Source organism: Streptomyces bottropensis ATCC 25435 (genome assembly GCF_000383595.1).
GTDB lineage: Bacteria > Actinomycetota > Actinomycetes > Streptomycetales > Streptomycetaceae > Streptomyces > Streptomyces bottropensis.
This window is the reverse complement of sequence record NZ_KB911581.1, coordinates 3,841,626-3,860,090: the sequence shown is the minus strand read 5'-3', so window position 1 is coordinate 3,860,090 and position 18,465 is coordinate 3,841,626. Positions and strand designations below refer to the sequence as shown.

The following is an 18,465-nucleotide window of genomic DNA, read 5'->3' as shown; positions in this document are numbered from 1 at the left end:
CCGGACCCGCTCCCTCTCCCCGAACCAGCACGGAACCGAAGGATCTGAACGTGGCAGCCCGTTCCCATCGCTCCTCCCCCCGGCCCAAGCGGCGCACCGCCCTCATATCCGTCGCCGCTGTCGCGGCCGCCGGACTCGCCGCGTCGCTCGTCATCGCCTTCGGCCCCGACCGCGGAAGCGACACCGAGGCCGCCGGGAAGGTCGGCGCCGCACCCGTCGCCACCACCTCCGAGGCGACCGCCCCCTCTTCCGAGGCACCGAAGCGGAAACCCTCCGCCACGCCCTCGAAGTCCCCGTCCCCGTCGCCCTCGAAGTCCGGACCCACCCGGTCGGCGACCGCGACCACCGAGCCCACCCCGCCATCACCCGCCGCCACCCGGCAGGGCGGATCCGCCTCGGGACAGCTGGCCGGGCGGATCCGTCCCGGGGTCGAACACCAGGGGATCGCCACCTTCTACGACTCCGACGGCAGCGGAGCCTGCTCGTACGACCCCAGTGACGACGTCATGACGGCGGCGATGAACACCACCGACTACGAGGTCTCCAAGGCCTGCGGGGCTTACGTGCGCGTCCGCGCGGCGGGCGGCGCCGCCATCACCGTCCGGATCACCAACGTATGCCCGGCGCCCTGCAAGCCCGGCCAACTCGACCTCAGCGCACAGGCCTTCGCCAAGCTGGCCACCCCCTCCCAGGGCCAGATCCCGATCACCTGGAGTCTGGTCAGCCCGGACACGTCCGAGCGGATCTCGATCCGGTACAAGACGGGTTCCAGCCAGTACTGGTGCGGCATTCAGGTGATCGGTCACCGCAACCCGGTGGCCCGCCTGGAGGTCCGCGCCGGCGGGGCCTGGACCCGACTGCCCCGCACCGATTACAACTACTTCCTCTCCGAGCAGGGCGGCGGGTGCGGTGGCGCGCTCAGGATCACCGACATCTACGGGGAGCAGCTGACCGTCGACGGGCCTGCGGTACGGCCGAACATCGTGCAGCCCACCGGGGTGCAGTTCACCGCGCGCTGACGCCGCCGTCCTTCTCCCGCGCCGCGAACGGCTCGCGGGGCCGATCGGCCGGACAGCGCAAGCTCGCGCGCGAGCGACCGTGGTCCGGCCGATGCTGAGGGTGTCCTGCCCGCCGATCCTCCCGGGACCCTCATGTCACTCACCCCCGCTTGCCGCCCGCACAGCCGTACGCGCACCCGTACGGGTCCTCGCTCCCGCCGCGGTCTGCGCCTGTCCCTCGTCGCTCTGCTCGGCGCGTCCTGCCTGGGTGGCCTGCTCCTGGCCCCCGCGGCGGGCGCCGCCGGCGACACCGTCCCGGGGTACGGCTCCGGCGGGAGCGAGCAGACCCTGCAACGGCAGCTCGAAGAACTGGTCGGCGCTCCCGGAGGGCCGCCAGGTGTGATCGTCGTACTGCAACGGGACCGCACGTCACGTGTCCTGCGCGCCGGGGTCGCCGACCTGGAGACCGGCCGTGCGATCGAGCCCACCGACCACACGCGGATCGCCAGTACGGCGAAGGCGTTCAGCGGAGCCGTGGCACTGAGCCTGGTGGAGCGGGGCGCGCTCGGCCTCGACAGCACCATCGGCCGCACCCTGCCCCGGCTGCCGCGCGCCTGGCGGTCGGTCACGTTGCGGCAGTTGCTGAACCACACCAGTGGCCTGCCGGACTACAGCGAGGACCCGGAGTTCCTGGAACTGCTGCTCGCGGACCCGCGCCGCACCTTCGACCCGCGCCGGCTGCTGGACTTCGTCGCGGACGAACCGCTGCGCTTCCGCCCCGGCTCCCGGTACCGGTACTCCAACTCCGACAACATCGCCGCCGCACTGATGGCGGAGGCGGTGACCCGCCGGCCGTACGAGGAACTGCTGAGCCGGCTCGTGTACCGGCCGCTCGGCCTGACCGACACCAGCCTGCCGCTGGGTTACGAGATGCCGGAGCCGTACATGCACGGCTACGCCGTCGAGCCGCCCGCGCCGCCGGAGGACGTCAGTGAAGCGCTGAGCGCGTCCGGTGTCTGGGCCTCGGGCGGGATCGTCTCCACCCCGCGTGACCTGACCCGGTTCATCCGCGGCTACGCCGCCGGGGAGCTGACGTCGAGATCCGTTCTGCGCGAGCAGCGCCGCTGGATCGAGGGGGCGTCCGAACCGGCCGGCCCGGGCCGCAACAGAGCGGGACTCGCCCTCTTCCGATACGACACCCGCTGCGGGGTGGTGCTGGGGCACACCGGGAACTTCCCCGGCTACACCCAGCTGATCGCCGCGACCCCCGACGGCCGCAGATCCCTCACCTTCTCGCTCACCACCCAGGTGAACAGGACACTCGACCCCGGCCTCCTGGAGCGGCTCCGCGCGGTCGAGGAGAACGCGGTCTGCGAACTGCTCGGCCGAAGAGGCGACTGACCCTCCCGACAGAGCCGAGGCGTCTACCGCTTTTCAGCCAGGCACCGTAGCATCCCGAGGATGTTCACATCGTCAACTCGGCTCGCACACAAGCCTGTTGAGGGCGATTGACGCGTGGGGGGAGTTGCGATGGTGGCCCGGAACCTCTGGGACGAGATCCCGTCGACAGTGCCGGCTGCGGCGGCGGAGCGACAGCTCGGGGACGGACGGTACGCCTTCCGCGCACGGACGAGCGCGGTGTCCTGGTGGGGCTCCTTCATGCTCCTCCTGGTCACCGCGTTCTGCGTGATGATGGTCTTCGTCATCAGCGGGGAGAGCGAGTGGACCAACGCGATCCTCTTCATCGTCCTCGGCGGATGCAGCTTCCTCGGGGCGATCGCCGTTCCACTGGCCGCACTGTTCAGGCCCGTCACCTGGTGTGCCGTGTTCGCGGACGGTGTGGTCTACCAGTACGGTTCGCGGCCACCGATCGCCGTGTCCTGGGACGAGATCACCGGATGCCGGCGCCATGCGACGCAGCACGAACGCAACGGGGTCACCATGTCGACCACGCACTCCGTGTACGTCCAGACGCCGGCCGGCAACTTCATGGTGTCGGGCGACACACCCGAGGCGCAGCACCTGGGCACCCTCATCGCGGACGGCTGGCTCGCGGTACGGAGCCAGAGCGCGGAGGAGGACGCGAGGGCACGACTGGCCGAACTCGGCACGCTGTTGGAGACCGGGGGACGGGCGGCATTCGGCCCCTTCACGGTGAGCCTGGCCGGGCTGGAGCACGCCGGCCGGGTCCTGCCCTGGGAGAAGATCAGCGAAGTCGATCTGATGGGGTCGACCATCCACGTCCTGGTCACCGGTGAGCGCAAACCGGCGGCGCGGGAGCCGGTCTCCGACGTGGCGGACAGCGTCCTGTTCCTCACCGTCGCGGACGCCCTGCGGCGATCGGCGCGGCAACCGGCGCAGTGAGCGGTCCCCCGCCGCGCACAACCGCCGCCCGTCGGAACCACGCTTGGCGGATCTCGTCACCGCAGATGACCCGGCGCATCCTCCGCCACCGGATACGGCCGCTCCACCGGCAACAACGCGGCCGCCCGGCCCGGTTCCCCCGCACGCACATGACCGTGCACCTCCCGGGCTGGCGGCGTCACGTCCTCGATCCCGACGATCCACTCGTCCGCGTACCTCACCGCCGCCTCGCCCGTCAGCCCCAGTTGGAGGGACAGGTGCGGCAGCGGGTTGAGGTGCAGATCCCGCTCCGGGTCCCACTGCACCCGCGCCGACGACCGCCTCAACCGGCGCTTCCACTCCGCCTGATCGCCGTGCAGTTCGGGCACGTAGTGCGAGAGACAGGAGTGCCGCAACGCCCATGCGAACCCCTCACGGGTGATCTCCACGGCCAGCACGGTCTCCTGCCCCTCCTTGGTGGCCCAGCCGCAGCGGTACATCATCCACAGGAAGGAGGGCTTGATCCAGGTCAAGCCGTGTTCGCAGACTGCATCCACCGTGATCGGGGTGGCTTCCTGCCTTCTTTGGAGGGCTGTACGTTCTGCACGGCCGACGGCTACCACCAGCAGTATCTTGACCGCAACACAACGGCCACGCCGGGACCCGCGTTTCCTGTCCGATCGGTGTGGCTCTGGCCAAGGGGTGAGTTTCGCCATCGACCCTGATCTTCTAGCGGCTTTGTGGAGGGAACGGCATCCGTCGGGCCCTCCCGTCGCTCACACGTTTCGCACTAGGTATGCGGATCGCTGGGTGCGTTTCCACAGCCTTCCCAGCTCGAAGCGCTACCCGGAGTCCGAGGACGAGTACGCGATCGTGCTGGACCGGTACAACACGATCCTCGACGAGTTGTTCGCCGACACGGACGTGTTCGTGGTGACCATGGATTGGTCGAACACACCGACCGGGCCCGCAGGTTACCCGACGCCACGACAGATGCTGCACCCTGACGGCATCCGCTGGTGGACCGAGTCGCAGCAGGACGACCCCGACCCGGATTTCCACACCCACACACGTCTGTACATCGACCGACGCAAGTGGGAACGCGGCTGCGTCGATGAGCTGTTGCGAGCGGTCGCGGACGATGCACTCGCCGAAGTCTTCCTCACCGACACGGAGCTTCGATGCATCCACCATCCCTACGACGGCGGCGCAGACGTCATCCTCGCCATGCCTGCGGAGCGCGACCGTGTGCGTGACCGACACACAAACTGGCTCTCCAGTCACCCAGCCGGCCTCTGAGAGCCACGGCGGCTCCCCCTTCCCCGACCGACGCGCATGAGTCTGTCAACGCTGTTCGATGACTTTGTCAAGCCTCGTTCACAGACCCTTTCGCCTGTCACCGACTCCTCTGCACAGCCCCCGACAACCCGCACGATGCTGCGTCCGACGTGCACCGTCGCAACGAGCGGCGGTCGAAAATCGCTGGCCTGCTGACCTGGCCGACTCCACGCTGTACGCCATGGAAGAACCGCACCGCAGGATCCGCGCGCTTCACACGGCATCGACGATCACCGTCTACCAGGCGTACTCCCCTGAAATCGGATTGCCCACCATCCGCGACGGCCGTTTTCCCGCCGCGTGGAAGCCTGACCGCATGACGTGGATCAAACCCAGTTTCATGTGGATGATGTACCGCTCCGGCTGGGGCACGAAGGAGGGGCAGGAGACCGTCCTGGCCTTCGAGATCACTCGCGAGGGCTTCGACTGGGCGCTGCGCCATGCCTGCCTGTCGCATTACGTCCGCGGACTGCATCCCGATCGCGACACCTGGCAGCGTGACCTCAAGCGCGCACCGGCCCGTGTCCAGTGGGATCCCGAACGCGATCTACACCTCCATCCCCTGCCGTACCGCTCGCTGCAACTGGTGCTCTCGGGTGAGGCGTCGTCGCGTTACGCCGACGAGTGGATCGTGTCCATCAGCGACGTCACCCCGCTCGCCCACGAGATCCGCGCACTCGTCAGGGACGGCGAACTGGACTCAGCTGCCCGACTGCTCCCCCAGGAACAGGAGTACCCCGCCAGTGCAGAACTCCTGGCCCACCTGTGTCCCTGACCGGCACGCCGGGCACAGCCGCCAGCATCACCCACGGTCACATGGCGGCAAAGGTCTGTGAACGCTGCTTGATGATCCAGGTCAAGCCGTGTCCACAGACCTTGTCACCTGCACGGAGGCATCGGTCGCCTCACTTGCGCGGACCGGAGACCCGCACTGAGCGCCGGCACCGGTCTCAGAGGCGACTGTACTTCTCGATGTCCTCGGTGAACTCCTTGATCGCCAGTGCGGTGAGCGTCGGCCGGGTGTCGGCGATGGCGGTCATGAAGTCATCGGTGGTGGCCGGTCGGCCCTTTCGCTGTGCGACCTCGCGCTCGAACGCCGCCTGCGCGCCCTTGCGGGCTGCGAATTCGATGTCGGCCGGAGTGAACAGCTCGCTGGCCTCGACCAGTTGCATGAGGTCCACCGAGTCACCGGCGGCCCTGAGATAGCGGGCCCAGATCGCCGCGCGGGCGGTCGGGTCGGGTGGGCCGATGGGAATGACGTAGTCGAACCGGCCCGGCCGCAAGAAGGCCGGGTCCAGAGAGCGCACGGAGTTGGTGGCACAGGCCAGCAGCCGTGCGTCGTGTTCACGGAAGACAGGGATCAGTTTGAGCAACTCGTTGGTCACCCCATGTCCCGGATCGACCGCTTTCCCGGACCGCACGCCGGCGATCTCTTCGACCTCGTCGATGAAGAGCAGCACCGAGTCGAGTTCCGCCAGGTCCGCGAAGGCCTCCCGCAGCGCCGTGGCCAGCCCCTCGCTCGTGTCGGCCGCGAGCCGGGAGGGGAAGAGCTCCACGAACGGCCAGCCGAGCCGGGAGGCGACCGCCTTGGCGAAGCTGGTCTTCCCGGTGCCGGGAGGGCCGAACAGGATGATTGCCTTCGGAGGGACGACCCCGTAACGGTCGGCCAGCCCAGGCTCCGTCAGTGGGAGCACGACCCGGCGTTCGACGACCTGTTTCTCCCGCTCCATGCCGGCCATGGCGTCCCACAGTTCCCCGAGCAGCATCCGGCCGCCCAGTGACGCGAGGACATCAGCGTTGGGGGCTCCGGGTGGTTCGAGCTTCTCGTAGTAGGTCAGGCCGTCGCGGGACTGGTAGCCGGAGTGCTCCAGAGCCTTCGTGCCGGCGGCGTGGGCGGGCAGCAGCGCGCTGATGTGGCGCACGCCCAAGGCCCGCAGGCGCCGTTCGAGCTCGGCGAGGAGAGCACTGCCGATCCCGCGTTCACGCCAGCGGGAGGCGAGTGCCACCAGGAGGATCCACCCCCGCTGGCCGTAGGCCTGCGCCACGGCCATGCCCACCAGTTCATCGCCGACCACCGCGACCACCGCCGTCTGCCCTGCCTTGGCCGCGGCCATCACCTCGGAGACTGGAAACACCCGGTCCTCGTCGGCCTGACGGCTCTGGTCCCAGATCTCGATGGCCTGGTCAAGATCGTCATCGTGATAGTCGCGCAGATGCCATGGGGGCACCGCCATCACCTCACCTACCGCGGCGAACCCTCATTGTCTCCTGCGGGGGTGGTGAGTGCCGAGCGCGGCAAACTCCTCGCACCTCATCACCACAGTGTCCCAGTGAGGTGAATGCCTCCCGTCTGCCATGTCCGCCGAGCCGTCGGCCACGGGCCGGGGCGACCGTGATCGGGCCTGCCGGCCGTTGGCGGCATCAGCGGCACGGCCGAGCACACCTGCTTCCCGGGGGTGGGACGGCGATGGTTCGTTCTTCGACGCTGGACCGCGCTCGAACGGATCACTCGGCTTGCCCCGTCCCGGCGCGCCCCTGCAGGCTGTGAACGCGGCTTGATGACCCAGGTCATCCGGTCCCGCTTCCACGCGGCCGGAAAACGACCGTGGCGCGCGGCCGGGCCGCCGATCCGCGGGCTGTACGCCTGGTAGACGGTGACCGTGTCGGCGGTGTGCCGGGCACGGATACGGAACTTGGGCTCGCTCTGCGCGAGGTGGTCACTTTCCTTCACGGGACCAGGCTCGATCACGGTCGCGTGCGGGGCCACCGAATATCGACGGCCCGGAGCCGTGCCGCCGTACCCGGCGCCTCGCCGTACGGACGGGAATCCCGCCGTACGGACGTGAGTCCTGCCTTACGGCCGCGAGTCCCACCGTCCGGCCGCGAGTGACACCGTCCGGCCATGAACCGTGTCGTACGGCTCCTCCCGCTTCCGCCGCCCGCCCCCGATCCCTGACATATCCCCCATCTGCGCGCACGCCCCTTGGCGTGGCGCGTCTCCTGCCCCAACACTGAGCCGATGACGCAGCGCGTGGAACTCGCGACCGTGATGGACCGACTCGCCGTCGACGGCCTGATCACCGAGTACGCGGTGGCGGTGGACGACGGCGACTGGCCGGCCTTTCGGGAACTGTTCGCACCGGGGGGACGCGCGGACTACCGCTCGGCCGGTGGCATCGAGGGCGACGCCGCGCAGGTGGCCGGGTGGCTGGCCCGGAGCATGGAGCTCTTCCCGATGCGGCAGCATCTGATCGTCAACCGCCGGGTGCGCTTCGGGTATCTGGAGCAGGACACCGGCGACACCGCCCAGGTCCAGGCGGACTACATCAACCCGATGCGCTTCGCCGGAGGCGACGGCGGCTCCACCGCACCCGACTTCGTCTGCGGCGGCCGCTACGCGTTCACCCTGACCCGCACCACCGACGGCTGGCGCCTGCGCGAGGTCCTCGTCCAGGAGAAATGGCGCCGCGCCCCGGAGGGCCTCACCCCCGCCCAGCGGCCTTCCCCGGCCTGAGGGCGCCCCGGCCCGACCACCGGCGGGGCGGGGCCGAAGCTCCGCCACTCGGCCCAACCGCGTTCCCCTCCCCGGGCGCCGAACCGCCCCACCCGCACCGAGCGCACCACCCCGCCCCGCCCACGCCCTCTGTCGGAGATCGTCCCCGGCGCGCACACTGGAGGGACGCTCGGTGGCGGGAGGGAGGCGCTGTATGAGGACACCGGACTGGGTCGCCTCCCCGTGGCGGCGACGGTCGGCCGTCGTCGTGGCGGGTGCTCTGCCCGTGCTCGCCTTCCCGGCGCCGGGCCTGTGGTGGGCGGCCTACGCGGCGCTGGTCCCGTGGATCCTGCTGATCCGCACGGCCCCGACCGGGCGCCGGGCGGCGTACGACGGCTGGCTCGGCGGCTTCGCGTTCATGCTCGCGATGCATCACTGGCTGCTGCCGAACCTCCACGTCTTCACCTTCCTCATCGCCGGCCTGCTGGGCGCGTTGTGGGCGCCCTGGGCATGGCTGACGCGCCGGTTCCTGGCCGGTACGCCCTCGCCGGGGCAGGTCGCCGCCGCGCTGCTGGTCGTGCCGTCGGGCTGGCTGATGATCGAGCTCGTCCGGTCCTGGCAGGGTCTGGGCGGGCCGTGGGGCCTGCTGGGGTCCAGCCAGTGGCAGGTGGAGCCGGCGCTGCGGCTGGCCTCGGTCGGCGGGGTCTGGCTGCTCAGCTTCCTGGTCGTGGCCGTCAACGTCGCGGTGGCCGTACTGGTCTCGGTACGCGCCTCCCGGGCACCGGCGCTCGCCGGTCTCGTCTCCGCGGCCGTCGCGACGTCGGCGGTGTGGCTGTGGTCGCCGCGACCCGACGTGCGGGGCGACGTGCGCGTCGCCGTCGTCCAGCCCGGTGTGACCGACGGCCCCGACGCCCGGTTCGCCCGTGAGGAGGCGCTCACCCGGCGGCTCGCCGGGCAGGACGTCGACCTGATCGTGTGGGGCGAGAGCAGTGTCGGTCACGACCTGGCCGACCGCCCGGATCTGTCCGACCGGATCGCCGCGCTGGCCCGTGCGACGGGCACCGACATCCTCGTGAACGTCGACGCCCGCCGCTCCGACCGCCCCGGCATCTACAAGAGTTCCGTGCTCGTCGGCCCTGACGGTCCCACCGGCGACCGGTACGACAAGATGCGTCTCGTGCCCTTCGGCGAGTACATCCCGATGCGCTCGCTGCTCGGCTGGGCCACCTCGGTCGGCGAGGCGGCCGGCGAGGACCGCCGCCGCGGCACCAGGCAGGTCGTGTTCGACGCCGGGAAGGGGCTGCGGATCGGCCCCATGGTGTGCTTCGAGTCCGCGTTCCCGGACATGAGCCGCCATCTCGCCCGGGACGGCGCCCAGTTGCTGCTCGCGCAGTCGGCGACCTCGTCGTTCCAGCAGAGCTGGGCGCCCGAACAGCACGCCTCGCTGGCCGCGCTGCGGGCCGCCGAGACCGGCCGCCCCATGGTCCACGCGACGCTCACCGGCGTCTCGGCGGTGTACGGGCCGGACGGCGGGCGGGTGGGCGCGTGGCTGGGCACGGACGAGAGCCGGGCGGCGGTGTACGAGGTGCCGCTGGCCGACGGCACGACGCCGTACGTCCGATTCGGCGACTGGCCGGTCCACGCGGCGCTGCTGGTCCTGGTCGTGTGGGGCGCCTTCGAGGGCGTACGGGCCATGCGGCTGAGGCGGGGGACGGGGCCTCGCCCGCCCGCGCGTCAGGCGGCGGACCGGTCCTCGACCGCCCGTACCACCCGCTCGCACAGTTCATGAGTCGCGAGCGCGTCCCGGGCGCTGAGCACCCTGCCCGCGCTCACGGCGTCGAGGAAGGCGAGGACGGCCTGCTCGACGCCGCGCTGCCGGGCCACGGGCACCCAGTCGCCGCGCCGCCGCACGGACGGCTGCCCCTTGTGGTCGACGACCTCGGCGAGGTTCAGCACCTGCCGCTTGGTGTCCTGCCCGGAGACTTCGAGGATCTCCTCCGCCGAACCACTGAGCCGGTTCATCACGCCCAGCGCGGTGAACCCGGCCCCGGACAGCTGCAGCACCACGTGATGCAGCAGCCCGCCCTCGGTGCGGGCACGCACGGTCACGTCCTCGATCTCCCTTGGCACCAGGAACCGCAGGGTGTCGACGACATGGATGAAGTCGTCCAGGATCATCAGGCGCGGCAGTTCGGGCAGACCGATGCGGTTCTTCTGCATGATGATCAACTCGCGCGGATGGTCGGCGCATTGGGCGTACCCGGGCGCGTACCGCCGGTTGAAGCCCACGGCGAGCCCCACGTTCCGCTCCTCCGCGAGCCGTACGAGCCGTTCGGAAGCGGCGAGTTCGTACGCGAGCGGCTTGTCGACGTACGTCGGCACACCCGCCTCGATCAGCCGCTCCACGATCTCGGGGTGGACCGCGGTCGGCGCGTGCACGAAGGCCGCGTCCAGGCCCTGGGCTAGCAGGGCGTCGAGATCGGTGTGCCGCTGACCCTCCGGGACGCGCAGGACGTCGGCGACCCGGGTGAGCGTGGCGGGCGTCCGCGTCTGCAGATGGAGTTCGAGCCCCGGTTGGGTGCCGAGCACCGGCAGGTACGCCTTCTGCGCGATGTCGCCGAGCCCGATGCAGCCGACCTTCACTGGGTCTCCCGTCCTCGGTGTGCCGTCCTATTGCCTCGTCGGCAGCATACGGGGGCTGCCAGGATGTCCGGCATGACCATCCAGCGCACCGAACCCTCCCTCACCGCCGACGAACGGACCATGCTCGAAGGCTGGCTCGACTACCACCGCGAGACTCTGGCGATCAAGTGCGCGGGCCTGGACGACGCCCGGCTGAGGACCGCCTCGGTGCCGCCCTCGGAGCTGTCCCTGCTGGGGCTGGTACGGCACATGGCCGAGGTCGAGCGCATCTGGTTCCGCAAGGTGCTCGTGGACGACGACCAGGGGCCCCTCTACTTCAGCGAGGAGGACCCGGACGGGGAGTTCCACCTGACGCAGGAGGACACCTGGGAGGAGGCCCACGACACCTGGCAGGCGGAGATCGCGGTCGCCCGGCGCAACGCGGAGGGCTTCGCCCTGACCGATGTCGCCAAGGCGGTGCACCGTCGGACGGGCGAGGCACCGAGTCTGCGGTGGATCTACACCCACATGATCGAGGAGTACGCCCGCCACAACGGCCACGCCGACCTGCTCCGAGAGCGCCTCGACGGAACCACCGGATACTGAGCGAACCCTGACGCCGGGCGCCGGCCGGGGCGGGAGTGCGGGCCGGTCGCACGGGTGCCGGACGAGGCACACCACGTCGTCGTCGGTCCCCGGCGTCACCCGTGTGGGGGCATCATCCGCTTGATCCTTCCCCAAGGCGGTCCGGAGGCAGCAGAGTTGCGCGCGTGCATCGACCGACCACCACCGCAACCGCAACGCTCCTGGTCACCGTGGCCGTCTCGGCCCTCACCGGCTGTGTGACCGCGCAACACCCGCCCTCGCCGCAGGCGCCGGCCCTGCCGTCCGGGCCGTCCGAGCCCCGCCCGGACGGCACCGGCGCGACGCGGATCATGGAGGCGCCGGCGCGGGAGGCGCTGGCTCTGATCGGCCCGCCCCGGCTCTCCCCACCGAGCGCGTCCGAGGCACCGGAGCCCGCCGCGCCGGCCCCCGCCGTCCCCACGCACACGACCGACGCGCCGCCTCCCGCGCCACCACCCCGGGAGAGGCGCCAGGCCTCCCCCGAGCGGTACGGACCGCCCCCCGGGTCCCGGCCTCGTGTCGAGATCCCGCCGCTCCCCGAGAACCTCCCGACCGAGCCGCCCAGGAACTCCGACGTGTGCGCACTCGGCCACAAGTACGGCGGCTGGGGAAGGGACACGCCCCAGGCGGCCATCTGCAAGGACGTCTACGGCCGTTGAGGCGCCCTCGACGGGCGCCCCCTCCCGGCGTCAGGGCCGCTGTCTCGGCGGCCCCGGTGTGTCCCCTCCACCGGGGCCCGCCTCGTCGAGCCGGGCCTCCAGCCGGCCCAGGGCGGTGCGGACGCCGTCGCCGTGACCGCCGTCCTCCAGCGCGGCCAGGGCGGCACGGGCCAGCCGCAGATGGCTGCGGGCCGCGTCGGGGCGGCCCAGCCTGGCGTAGTCGGCGGCGAGGTTGAGGTGGAGCGAGGGGTAGAAGGCGCGCACCGCGAGCTCGTCGTGGTGCTCCCGGGGGCGGGCCGCGGAGTGGTCCGCTTGGTGGTGCGGAGGGTGGTGCACAGGGTGATCGGTGGGGTGCTCCGCCGACCGGCCGTCGGACAGCTCGTCGGCCGCCGACAGCGCCCTGAGATCCCAGGCCAGCTCGGTGTCCGGATCGTCCTGGGTGTCGGCCATGTAGTGCGCCAGCGTGCAACGGTGGAGCGGGGTGCCGTCCTCGCCGATCTCCGCCCAGAGCTGGAGCAGACGGTGCCGGGCCTCCTCGCGGTCACCCCCGTGGTGCAGCATGACGGCCTGCCCGATCCGGGTCATCAGGGCGTCCGGTGCCACCTGCTCCTGTCGCTCCACCACCGCGTCCTCCGCACTCGTCGCCCCCTGTCCCGCCTGTCCCTCCCGACGCTAACGGCAGGCACCGGCAAACCCGGTCAGGCAGCCCCGTACGGCCGCGGGGGCGCCCCGGCGGCCGTACGGGCGGACAGCTGGACGGGCGGACCTGCGGGTGAGGGGGCGGGCCGCGCGTCAGCCGATGTCGGGGATCGTCCAGTCGATCGGCTCGTGGCCCTGCCGGGCGACGGCCTCGTTGATCTGTGTGAACGGCTGGGAGCCGAAGAACTTCTTGGCCGACAGCGGCGAGGGGTGGGCGCCCTTCACCACCACGTGGCGCTCCTCGTCGATCAGCGGCAGCTTCTTCTGCGCGTAGTTGCCCCAGAGCACGAAGACCGCCGGGTCGGGCCGGTCGGCGACGGCGCGGATCACGGCGTCGGTGAACCTCTCCCAGCCCTTGCCCTTGTGCGAGTTGGCCTCGCCGGAGCGGACCGTGAGCACCGCATTGAGCAGCAGCACGCCCTGCTGGGCCCAGGGCAGCAGATATCCGTTGTCCGGGATGGGGGTGCCCAGTTCGGCCTGCATCTCCTTGTAGATGTTCCGCAGGGAGGGCGGGGTCTTCACTCCGGGCCGCACGGAGAAGCACAGACCGTGGCCCTGGCCCTCGCCGTGGTACGGGTCCTGGCCGAGGACGAGGACCTTCACGCTCTCGTACGGCGTGGCGTCGAGTGCGGCGAAGACCTCCTCACGGGGAGGGTAGACGGGACCCTTGGCGCGCTCCTCCTCGACGAACTCGGTGAGTTCCTTGAAGTAGGGCTGCTGCAGCTCGTCCCCCAGGACCCCGCGCCAGGACTCGGGCAGCATGGCGATGTCGGTCACGTCAACGTCCTCCGGTGTGCGCTCACTTCACGGCCGCGCAGCACGCGGCCATGGGCAGCCGCGCGAGGCGCGGCCGCCGTCAGAGCACAGAACCTACAGGCGCCCACTGACAACGGGACCCGGCACCCGGGATTACCAGCTGGTCTTCCAGGACAGCTGCCACATGGCCATCATCGTCGCGGGGTCGATGACGTTCTCCAGGCCGGCGATCTCCTCGTTCGCGGCCGTGTACGCCTTGCCCTGCCACAGCGGGATCAGGCGGGCGTCGTCCACGAGGATCTGCTGGGCCTTCTCGAACTCCTCGGAGACGGCCCCGCGGTCGCTCTCGGCACGCGACTCGGGGAGCAGCTTGTCCGTGATCTCGGGGGACTTGTACGGGGTGCCGAGCGCGTTCTGCTCGCCCACGAAGGGGGCGATGAAGTTGTCGGCGTCGTTGAAGTCGGGGTTCCAGCCACGCCCGAAGATGGGGTACTCGCCCTTCCGGTAGCCCTCGGAGTAGGTCTTCCAGGGCCGGCTCTTGAGCGTGACCGAGAACAGGCCGGACGCCTCCAGCTGCCGCTTCAGCTCCTCGAAGGCCGGCTTGGTCTGGGAGCCGTACCGGTCGGTGGTGTACCAGAGCTCGAGCGGAACCGTTTCGGTGATGCCCGCCTCGGTGAGGAGGGACTTCGCCTTGGTCGCGCTGGGGTTGCCGTAGTCGTCGAAGAAGCCCGTGGTGTGGCCCACCAGACCCCTGGGGATCATGGAGTACAGCGGCTCGACGGTGTCCTTGTAGATGTTGTGGGCGAGGGCCGGCCGGTCGAGGACCTGGGCGATCGCCTTGCGGACCGCGGGGTTCTTCGCCCACGGGTCCTTGGGGTTGAACACCAGGTAGCTGATCTCGGTGGTGGGGCTCTCCACGATCTGGAGGTTCTCGCTGTCGTGGTTGGCCTGGATGTCCACGATGTCCGAGGCGCCGAGACCCCGGTAGATGACCGAGATCTTCTTGTCCTTGAGGGCCTGGACCATCTGGTCCGACTGCGGGAAGTACTCGATGGTCACAGCGGAGTTCTTGCGGTCCGCGAGGCCCTTGTAGTTCTCGTTGCCGACCAGCTCGGCCTTCTTGCCGTCCTCGTAGGAGTCGAGGTCGTAGGGGCCGGAGCCGGTGATCTCGGTGCCCTCACGGAGCTTGTCCGCGGGATACTCCGCCGGGTCCACGATCGACATGGCGGGGGTGGTGAGCACGAGCGGGAAGGTCGCGTCGGGCTGGCTGAGGTGGAAGACGACCTCGCGGTCGTTCTTGACCTGCACCCGGGAGAGCGTGGTCAGCAGGCCCGCGGGACCACCGTTGACGTTGATCTTCTTGATCCGGTCGAACGAGTACTTGACGGCCTTCGCGTCCAGCGTGTGCCCGTTGGAGAACTTCAGGCCCTCGCGCAGTGTGCAGCTGTACACGGTGCTGGAGCTGTCCGTGAACTCGCAGGCCTCGGCGGCGTCCGGCTCGGGATCGGACCCGCCGGGTGCGTAGCCGAGCAGGGGCTGGAAGACGTTGCGCATCAGCTCCCAGGAGCTGTCCCAGGCCGCGGCCGGGTCCAGGGTGCTCGGCGTGCTGGTGGTCCCCACCACGATGGGGTCCGCGTCGTCCGAGGCATCCGAGGAGAACACACCACACCCGGTCACCATGGATATGGACGCGATCACCGCGAGTGGCGGCAAGTATCGGTTCCGGTTGAACACGCGCATGCTCCTCGAAATGCCGTACCAAGAGTGGGCGAACGATACCGCAGGCCCCGCGAGCAGCTCCCGCTCGGTCGGCAAAGCCCTTGATCAGTCCGCTGTGACGGCGTTGTCGAGCCCTGGTGAGGGATGCGGACGGGCGCCGGAGATGTTCGGTGAAGCGTGCACCGGCGCCCGCCGTACTCTGTCAGGCCATCCCGGCGTTGAGGAAGATGCCGCCGTCGACCACGAGGGTCTGGCCGGTGATCCAGTCGGACTGCTCCGAGGTGAGGAACGCGGCGGCGCCGCCGATGTCGGAGGGCACGCCTAGCCGGGCGAGCGGGTAGGCCGCCGCGGCCTCGGCCTCCCGGCCCTCGTACAGGGCCTGGGCGAACTTGGTCTTCACCACGGCGGGCGCGATCGCGTTGACCCGCACCTTGGGCGCGTACTCGTGCGCCAGCTGCAGGGTCAGGTTGATCATGGCGGCCTTGCTGATGCCGTAGGCGCCGATGAACGGCGACGCGGAGACACCGGCGACGGAGGCGATGTTGACGATCGCGCCGCCGTTGTCCTTCTGCCAGGCGTGCCAGGTCCGCTGGGCGAAGCCGAGGGCCGAGACGACGTTGGTCTCGAACACCTTGCGGGCCACGTTCAGGTCGAGGTCGGCGATCGGCCCGAAGACCGGGTTGGTGCCGGCGTTGTTGACCAGGAAGTCGACCCGGCCGAAGGCCTCCATCGTGCGTTCGACGGCGAGTGCCTGGTGGGCCTCGTCGTGGGCCTTGCCCGCCACACCGATGACGCGGTCGGCGCCGAGCTGCTCGACGGCCTTCTTGAGCGAGTCCTCGTCGCGGCCCGTGATGCAGACCCGGTCGCCGCGCGCGACGAGGGCCTCGGCGATGCCGTGGCCGATACCGCGGCTGGCGCCGGTGATGAGGGCGACCTTGCCCGAGAGCTCGGGGAGTTCCACCGAAGTCATGTTCCCGATCCCTTAGTTGAGCGGTCCGCCGGCCACGTACAGCACCTGGCCGGAGACGAATCCGGCGTCCTCGCCGGTGAAGTAGGCGATGGCACCGGCGATGTCCTCGGGCCGGCCCACGCGCTGGACGGGGATCTGCGTGGCGGCCGCCGCCTGGAACTCCTCGAAGCCCATGCCCACCCGGGCGGCGGTGGCGGCGGTCATGTCGGTGACGATGAAGCCGGGCGCGACGGCGTTGGCGGTGACGCCGAACTTGCCGAGCTCGATGGCGAGGGTCTTGGTGAAGCCCTGCAGACCGGCCTTGGCGGCGGAGTAGTTGGCCTGGCCCCGGTTGCCCAGCGCGGACGACGAGGACAGGTTGACGATCCGGCCGAACTTGGCCTCGACCATGTACTTCTGGACGGCCTTGGCCATCAGGAAGGCGCCGCGCAGGTGCACGTTCATGACCGTGTCCCAGTCGGACACGCCCATCTTGAACAGCAGGTTGTCGCGGAGCACGCCCGCGTTGTTCACCAGGATCGTCGGGGCGCCCAGCTCCTCGGCGATCCGGGTGACGGCGGCCTCGACCTGGCTCTCGTCGGAGACGTCGCAGCCGACCGCGAGCGCCTTGCCGCCGGCGGCGGTGATCTTCTCGACGGTGTCCTTGCACGCGGCCTCGTCGAGGTCGATCACCGCGACGGCACGGCCTTCGGCGGCCAGTCGTACGGCGGTCGCGGCACCGATGCCGCGCGCGCCACCGGTGACCACGGCGACACGCTGCTCAGTGGTGGACATTGCTGGTTCTCCTCGCCCTTGGGATGCGGCTCCTGCGGCGCCCCCTCGTGGTGAGCGACCGCTTAGTACCTTCAGCACACGTGACGCTAGAAGTCCTGGCACCCGGTGTCAACGTTCCCCCAGGTGTGATCCCTTACGTCGGCCCCCGCCGGGGTCCACGCGCACCGACCGTCACCGCACCAGCAGGACGAGCAGCCGCTCCGCCTCCGCCGTCGGATCCGCGGTGAGCCCAGTGTGCACCGGTCCCGCCCGGACCACCGTGGAACGGGGCGCGACGAGCCACCGGAACCTCCGTCCGGCGTCGTCCCGGGCGGCCTGCCCGGCCGCCTCGCCCCCGGCGCACACCTGCTCCACGGCGCGCAGCGCGGCGCGTACGCCCTCCACGTCCGCCCCCGGGTCCAGGGCGAGGAGCTTGGTCTCGTCCAGATGCGTGCGGGCCGCCACGAGGGCCCGGGAGCGGCTGTACACGAGAACGCCCGCGTTGAAGCACTCCCCGCGCTCGATCCTGGGCACGACCCGCAGCAGCGCGTACTCGTAGACGTCCTGCCCGGTCGCCCCGGTGGCCAGGAAGCGGTCGCTCACGTGATCCCCTCGATGCGTTCGTGGATGTCGGCGGCGCGGGCGAGCAGCGGTTCCGCGTACGCCCGCCGCAACGCGTCCGGCGTCTCGAAGCCGGGCTCGCCGGCCAGCCAGACGTCCGGGATCTCGGCGGTCACCTCGGCGAGCAGGTCCGCGGTGACCAGGGGCGCGAGGTCGGCGGCGGCCGCGGCGACATCGGGGGCGAAGCGCGCGAGGGCGTGGTCGGCGGCGTCGTACGGCTTGGCCGCGGAGGCACGGGCGCCCGGCCAGTGATGGTGCCAGATCATGGTGGCGCCGTGGTCGATGAGCCACAGGTCGCCGTGGCGCGTCAGCAGGTTCGGATTGCGCCAGGAGCGGTCGACATTGTTGATCAGCGCGTCGAACCAGACGACCCGCCCGGCCTCCTCGGGACCGACCTCGAAGGCGAGCGGGTCGAAGCCGATGGCGCGGGCCAGGAAGTCCATGCCCAGGTTGGTGCCGCCGCTGGACTTGATCAGCTCCTGCACCTGCTCGTCGGGCTCGCCGAGCCCCAGGACGGGATCGAGGCCGAGGGTGACGAGGCCGGGCACGCGCAGACCGAGCCGCCGGGCCAGCTCACCGCAGACGACCTCCGCCACGAGCGTCTTGCGGCCCTGCCCCGCTCCGGCGAACTTCAGGACGTACGTGCCGCGGTCGTCGGCCTCGACCAGACCCGGCAGCGAACCGCCTTCCCGCAGCGGCGTGATGTACCGGGTCACGCTGACTTCCTTGAGCATCGCCCCAGGTTACCGGCGTACCGCGGACGCCCGGAGTCACCCCGTCCGCCGCACCACGGATCGACAGCTTCCGGACAGCTGTTTTTGACGCTCTCGTGATCCCGGACAGGTCAGGATGTGCACCCTGTCTGAACGT

The 18,465-nt window shown here is 70.5% G+C and carries 19 protein-coding genes and 1 pseudogene; 9 read left to right on the top strand and 11 right to left on the bottom strand.

Annotated elements, in window-relative coordinates; translation table 11 throughout:
- Positions 1-50 precede the first annotated feature (50 nt).
- The 3 genes from STRBO_RS0117065 to STRBO_RS0117055 all read left to right on the top strand — a co-directional run bounded on the left by STRBO_RS0117065 (position 51) and on the right by STRBO_RS0117055 (position 3,362).
- Complete coding sequence (locus tag STRBO_RS0117065; protein WP_005475568.1) at positions 51-1,019, top strand: expansin EXLX1 family cellulose-binding protein; 969 nt, start codon at positions 51-53, stop codon at positions 1,017-1,019.
- Positions 1,020-1,151: 132 nt separating this feature from the next.
- Entirely contained in the window at positions 1,152-2,399 is a 1,248-nt protein-coding gene (locus STRBO_RS0117060) for a serine hydrolase domain-containing protein (RefSeq protein WP_005475569.1), read from the top strand.
- A gap of 129 nt (positions 2,400-2,528) precedes the next feature.
- On the top strand, positions 2,529-3,362 hold the full coding sequence (locus STRBO_RS0117055; protein ID WP_005475570.1) for a DUF6585 family protein: 834 nt from the start codon (positions 2,529-2,531) through the stop codon (positions 3,360-3,362).
- 56 nt (positions 3,363-3,418) lie between these two features.
- On the opposite strand, the gene STRBO_RS40185 is transcribed toward STRBO_RS0117055, so the two are convergent.
- Positions 3,419-3,904, bottom strand: coding sequence for a DUF4291 domain-containing protein (locus tag STRBO_RS40185; protein WP_245170661.1), 486 nt, complete (start codon positions 3,902-3,904; stop codon positions 3,419-3,421).
- Between the two features lie 247 nt (positions 3,905-4,151).
- Between STRBO_RS40185 and STRBO_RS0117045 the strand changes: the two genes are divergently transcribed.
- Together STRBO_RS0117045 and STRBO_RS0117040 are read left to right on the top strand one after the other, a co-directional pair.
- Positions 4,152-4,640, top strand: coding sequence for a DUF3885 domain-containing protein (locus STRBO_RS0117045; protein ID WP_005475572.1), 489 nt, complete (start codon positions 4,152-4,154; stop codon positions 4,638-4,640).
- A gap of 220 nt (positions 4,641-4,860) precedes the next feature.
- Complete coding sequence (locus STRBO_RS0117040) at positions 4,861-5,454, top strand: DUF4291 domain-containing protein (RefSeq protein ID WP_005475573.1); 594 nt, start codon at positions 4,861-4,863, stop codon at positions 5,452-5,454.
- Positions 5,455-5,629: 175 nt separating this feature from the next.
- On the opposite strand, the gene STRBO_RS0117035 is transcribed toward STRBO_RS0117040, so the two are convergent.
- On the bottom strand, positions 5,630-6,913 hold the full coding sequence (locus STRBO_RS0117035) for an ATP-binding protein (RefSeq protein WP_020114504.1): 1,284 nt from the start codon (positions 6,911-6,913) through the stop codon (positions 5,630-5,632).
- Between the two features lie 317 nt (positions 6,914-7,230).
- Positions 7,231-7,428: pseudogene (locus STRBO_RS41690) on the bottom strand (DUF4291 family protein); the annotation flags it as partial.
- A gap of 270 nt (positions 7,429-7,698) precedes the next feature.
- Here STRBO_RS41690 and STRBO_RS0117030 point away from each other — a divergent pair.
- Positions 7,699-8,193, top strand: coding sequence for a nuclear transport factor 2 family protein (locus STRBO_RS0117030; RefSeq protein ID WP_005475585.1), 495 nt, complete (start codon positions 7,699-7,701; stop codon positions 8,191-8,193).
- A 193-nt stretch (positions 8,194-8,386) separates the two neighbouring features.
- Complete coding sequence (gene lnt, locus STRBO_RS0117025) at positions 8,387-9,961, top strand: apolipoprotein N-acyltransferase (protein WP_005475587.1); 1,575 nt, start codon at positions 8,387-8,389, stop codon at positions 9,959-9,961.
- Here lnt and STRBO_RS0117020 read toward each other — a convergent pair.
- A complete protein-coding gene (locus tag STRBO_RS0117020) occupies positions 9,907-10,815 on the bottom strand; it encodes a Gfo/Idh/MocA family protein (RefSeq protein ID WP_020114503.1) in 909 nt (302 codons plus the stop codon). The genes lnt and STRBO_RS0117020 overlap by 55 nt on opposite strands.
- Before the next feature lie 72 nt (positions 10,816-10,887).
- On the opposite strand from STRBO_RS0117020, the gene STRBO_RS0117015 reads away from it, so the two are divergent.
- Together STRBO_RS0117015 and STRBO_RS0117010 are read left to right on the top strand one after the other, a co-directional pair.
- Entirely contained in the window at positions 10,888-11,400 is a 513-nt protein-coding gene (locus tag STRBO_RS0117015; RefSeq protein WP_020114502.1) for a DinB family protein, read from the top strand.
- A gap of 164 nt (positions 11,401-11,564) precedes the next feature.
- On the top strand, positions 11,565-12,077 hold the full coding sequence (locus STRBO_RS0117010) for a hypothetical protein (protein WP_005475594.1): 513 nt from the start codon (positions 11,565-11,567) through the stop codon (positions 12,075-12,077).
- Positions 12,078-12,107: 30 nt separating this feature from the next.
- On the opposite strand, the gene STRBO_RS0117005 is transcribed toward STRBO_RS0117010, so the two are convergent.
- The 7 genes from STRBO_RS0117005 to STRBO_RS0116975 all read right to left on the bottom strand — a co-directional run bounded on the left by STRBO_RS0117005 (position 12,108) and on the right by STRBO_RS0116975 (position 18,329).
- Positions 12,108-12,701, bottom strand: a complete 594-nt coding sequence (locus STRBO_RS0117005; protein WP_005475596.1) for a hypothetical protein — start codon at positions 12,699-12,701, stop codon at positions 12,108-12,110.
- A gap of 168 nt (positions 12,702-12,869) precedes the next feature.
- Positions 12,870-13,553: a uracil-DNA glycosylase gene (locus STRBO_RS0117000; protein ID WP_005475598.1), complete on the bottom strand. Its 684-nt coding sequence runs from the start codon at positions 13,551-13,553 to the stop codon at positions 12,870-12,872.
- Between the two features lie 132 nt (positions 13,554-13,685).
- Positions 13,686-15,266 (bottom strand): ABC transporter substrate-binding protein, encoded by a 1,581-nt coding sequence (locus tag STRBO_RS0116995; RefSeq protein WP_020114501.1) that lies wholly within the window; start codon positions 15,264-15,266, stop codon positions 13,686-13,688.
- A 187-nt stretch (positions 15,267-15,453) separates the two neighbouring features.
- The gene (locus STRBO_RS0116990; RefSeq protein WP_020114500.1) at positions 15,454-16,221 is read right to left on the bottom strand and encodes an SDR family oxidoreductase; all 768 of its coding nucleotides are present in this window, start codon (positions 16,219-16,221) and stop codon (positions 15,454-15,456) included.
- 12 nt (positions 16,222-16,233) lie between these two features.
- Positions 16,234-16,995 carry a 3-oxoacyl-ACP reductase FabG gene (fabG, locus tag STRBO_RS0116985; protein WP_005475604.1) on the bottom strand — a complete coding sequence of 254 codons (762 nt, stop codon included), beginning with the start codon at positions 16,993-16,995 and terminating at the stop codon, positions 16,234-16,236.
- Between the two features lie 171 nt (positions 16,996-17,166).
- The gene (locus STRBO_RS0116980; RefSeq protein ID WP_005475605.1) at positions 17,167-17,577 is read right to left on the bottom strand and encodes a DUF3037 domain-containing protein; all 411 of its coding nucleotides are present in this window, start codon (positions 17,575-17,577) and stop codon (positions 17,167-17,169) included.
- On the bottom strand, positions 17,574-18,329 hold the full coding sequence (locus STRBO_RS0116975; RefSeq protein ID WP_005475607.1) for a HipA family kinase: 756 nt from the start codon (positions 18,327-18,329) through the stop codon (positions 17,574-17,576). The genes STRBO_RS0116980 and STRBO_RS0116975 overlap by 4 nt, the downstream gene beginning before the upstream one ends.
- Positions 18,330-18,465 lie beyond the last annotated feature (136 nt).

Excerpts from the sequence above, each read along its gene's own strand:
- STRBO_RS0117060 (WP_005475569.1), top strand. The coding sequence starts at position 1,152 with ATGTCACTCACCCCCGCTTGCCGCCCGCACAGCCGTACGCGCACCCGT.
- STRBO_RS0117055 (WP_005475570.1), top strand. The coding sequence starts at position 2,529 with ATGGTGGCCCGGAACCTCTGGGACGAGATCCCGTCGACAGTGCCGGCT.
- STRBO_RS0117040 (WP_005475573.1), top strand. The coding sequence starts at position 4,861 with ATGGAAGAACCGCACCGCAGGATCCGCGCGCTTCACACGGCATCGACG.
- STRBO_RS0117035 (WP_020114504.1), bottom strand. The coding sequence starts at position 6,913 with ATGGCGGTGCCCCCATGGCATCTGCGCGACTATCACGATGACGATCTT.
- STRBO_RS0117030 (WP_005475585.1), top strand. The coding sequence starts at position 7,699 with ATGACGCAGCGCGTGGAACTCGCGACCGTGATGGACCGACTCGCCGTC.
- lnt (WP_005475587.1), top strand. The coding sequence starts at position 8,387 with ATGAGGACACCGGACTGGGTCGCCTCCCCGTGGCGGCGACGGTCGGCC.
- STRBO_RS0117015 (WP_020114502.1), top strand. The coding sequence starts at position 10,888 with ATGACCATCCAGCGCACCGAACCCTCCCTCACCGCCGACGAACGGACC.
- STRBO_RS0116990 (WP_020114500.1), bottom strand. The coding sequence starts at position 16,221 with ATGACTTCGGTGGAACTCCCCGAGCTCTCGGGCAAGGTCGCCCTCATC.
- fabG (WP_005475604.1), bottom strand. The coding sequence starts at position 16,995 with ATGTCCACCACTGAGCAGCGTGTCGCCGTGGTCACCGGTGGCGCGCGC.
- STRBO_RS0116975 (WP_005475607.1), bottom strand. The coding sequence starts at position 18,329 with ATGCTCAAGGAAGTCAGCGTGACCCGGTACATCACGCCGCTGCGGGAA.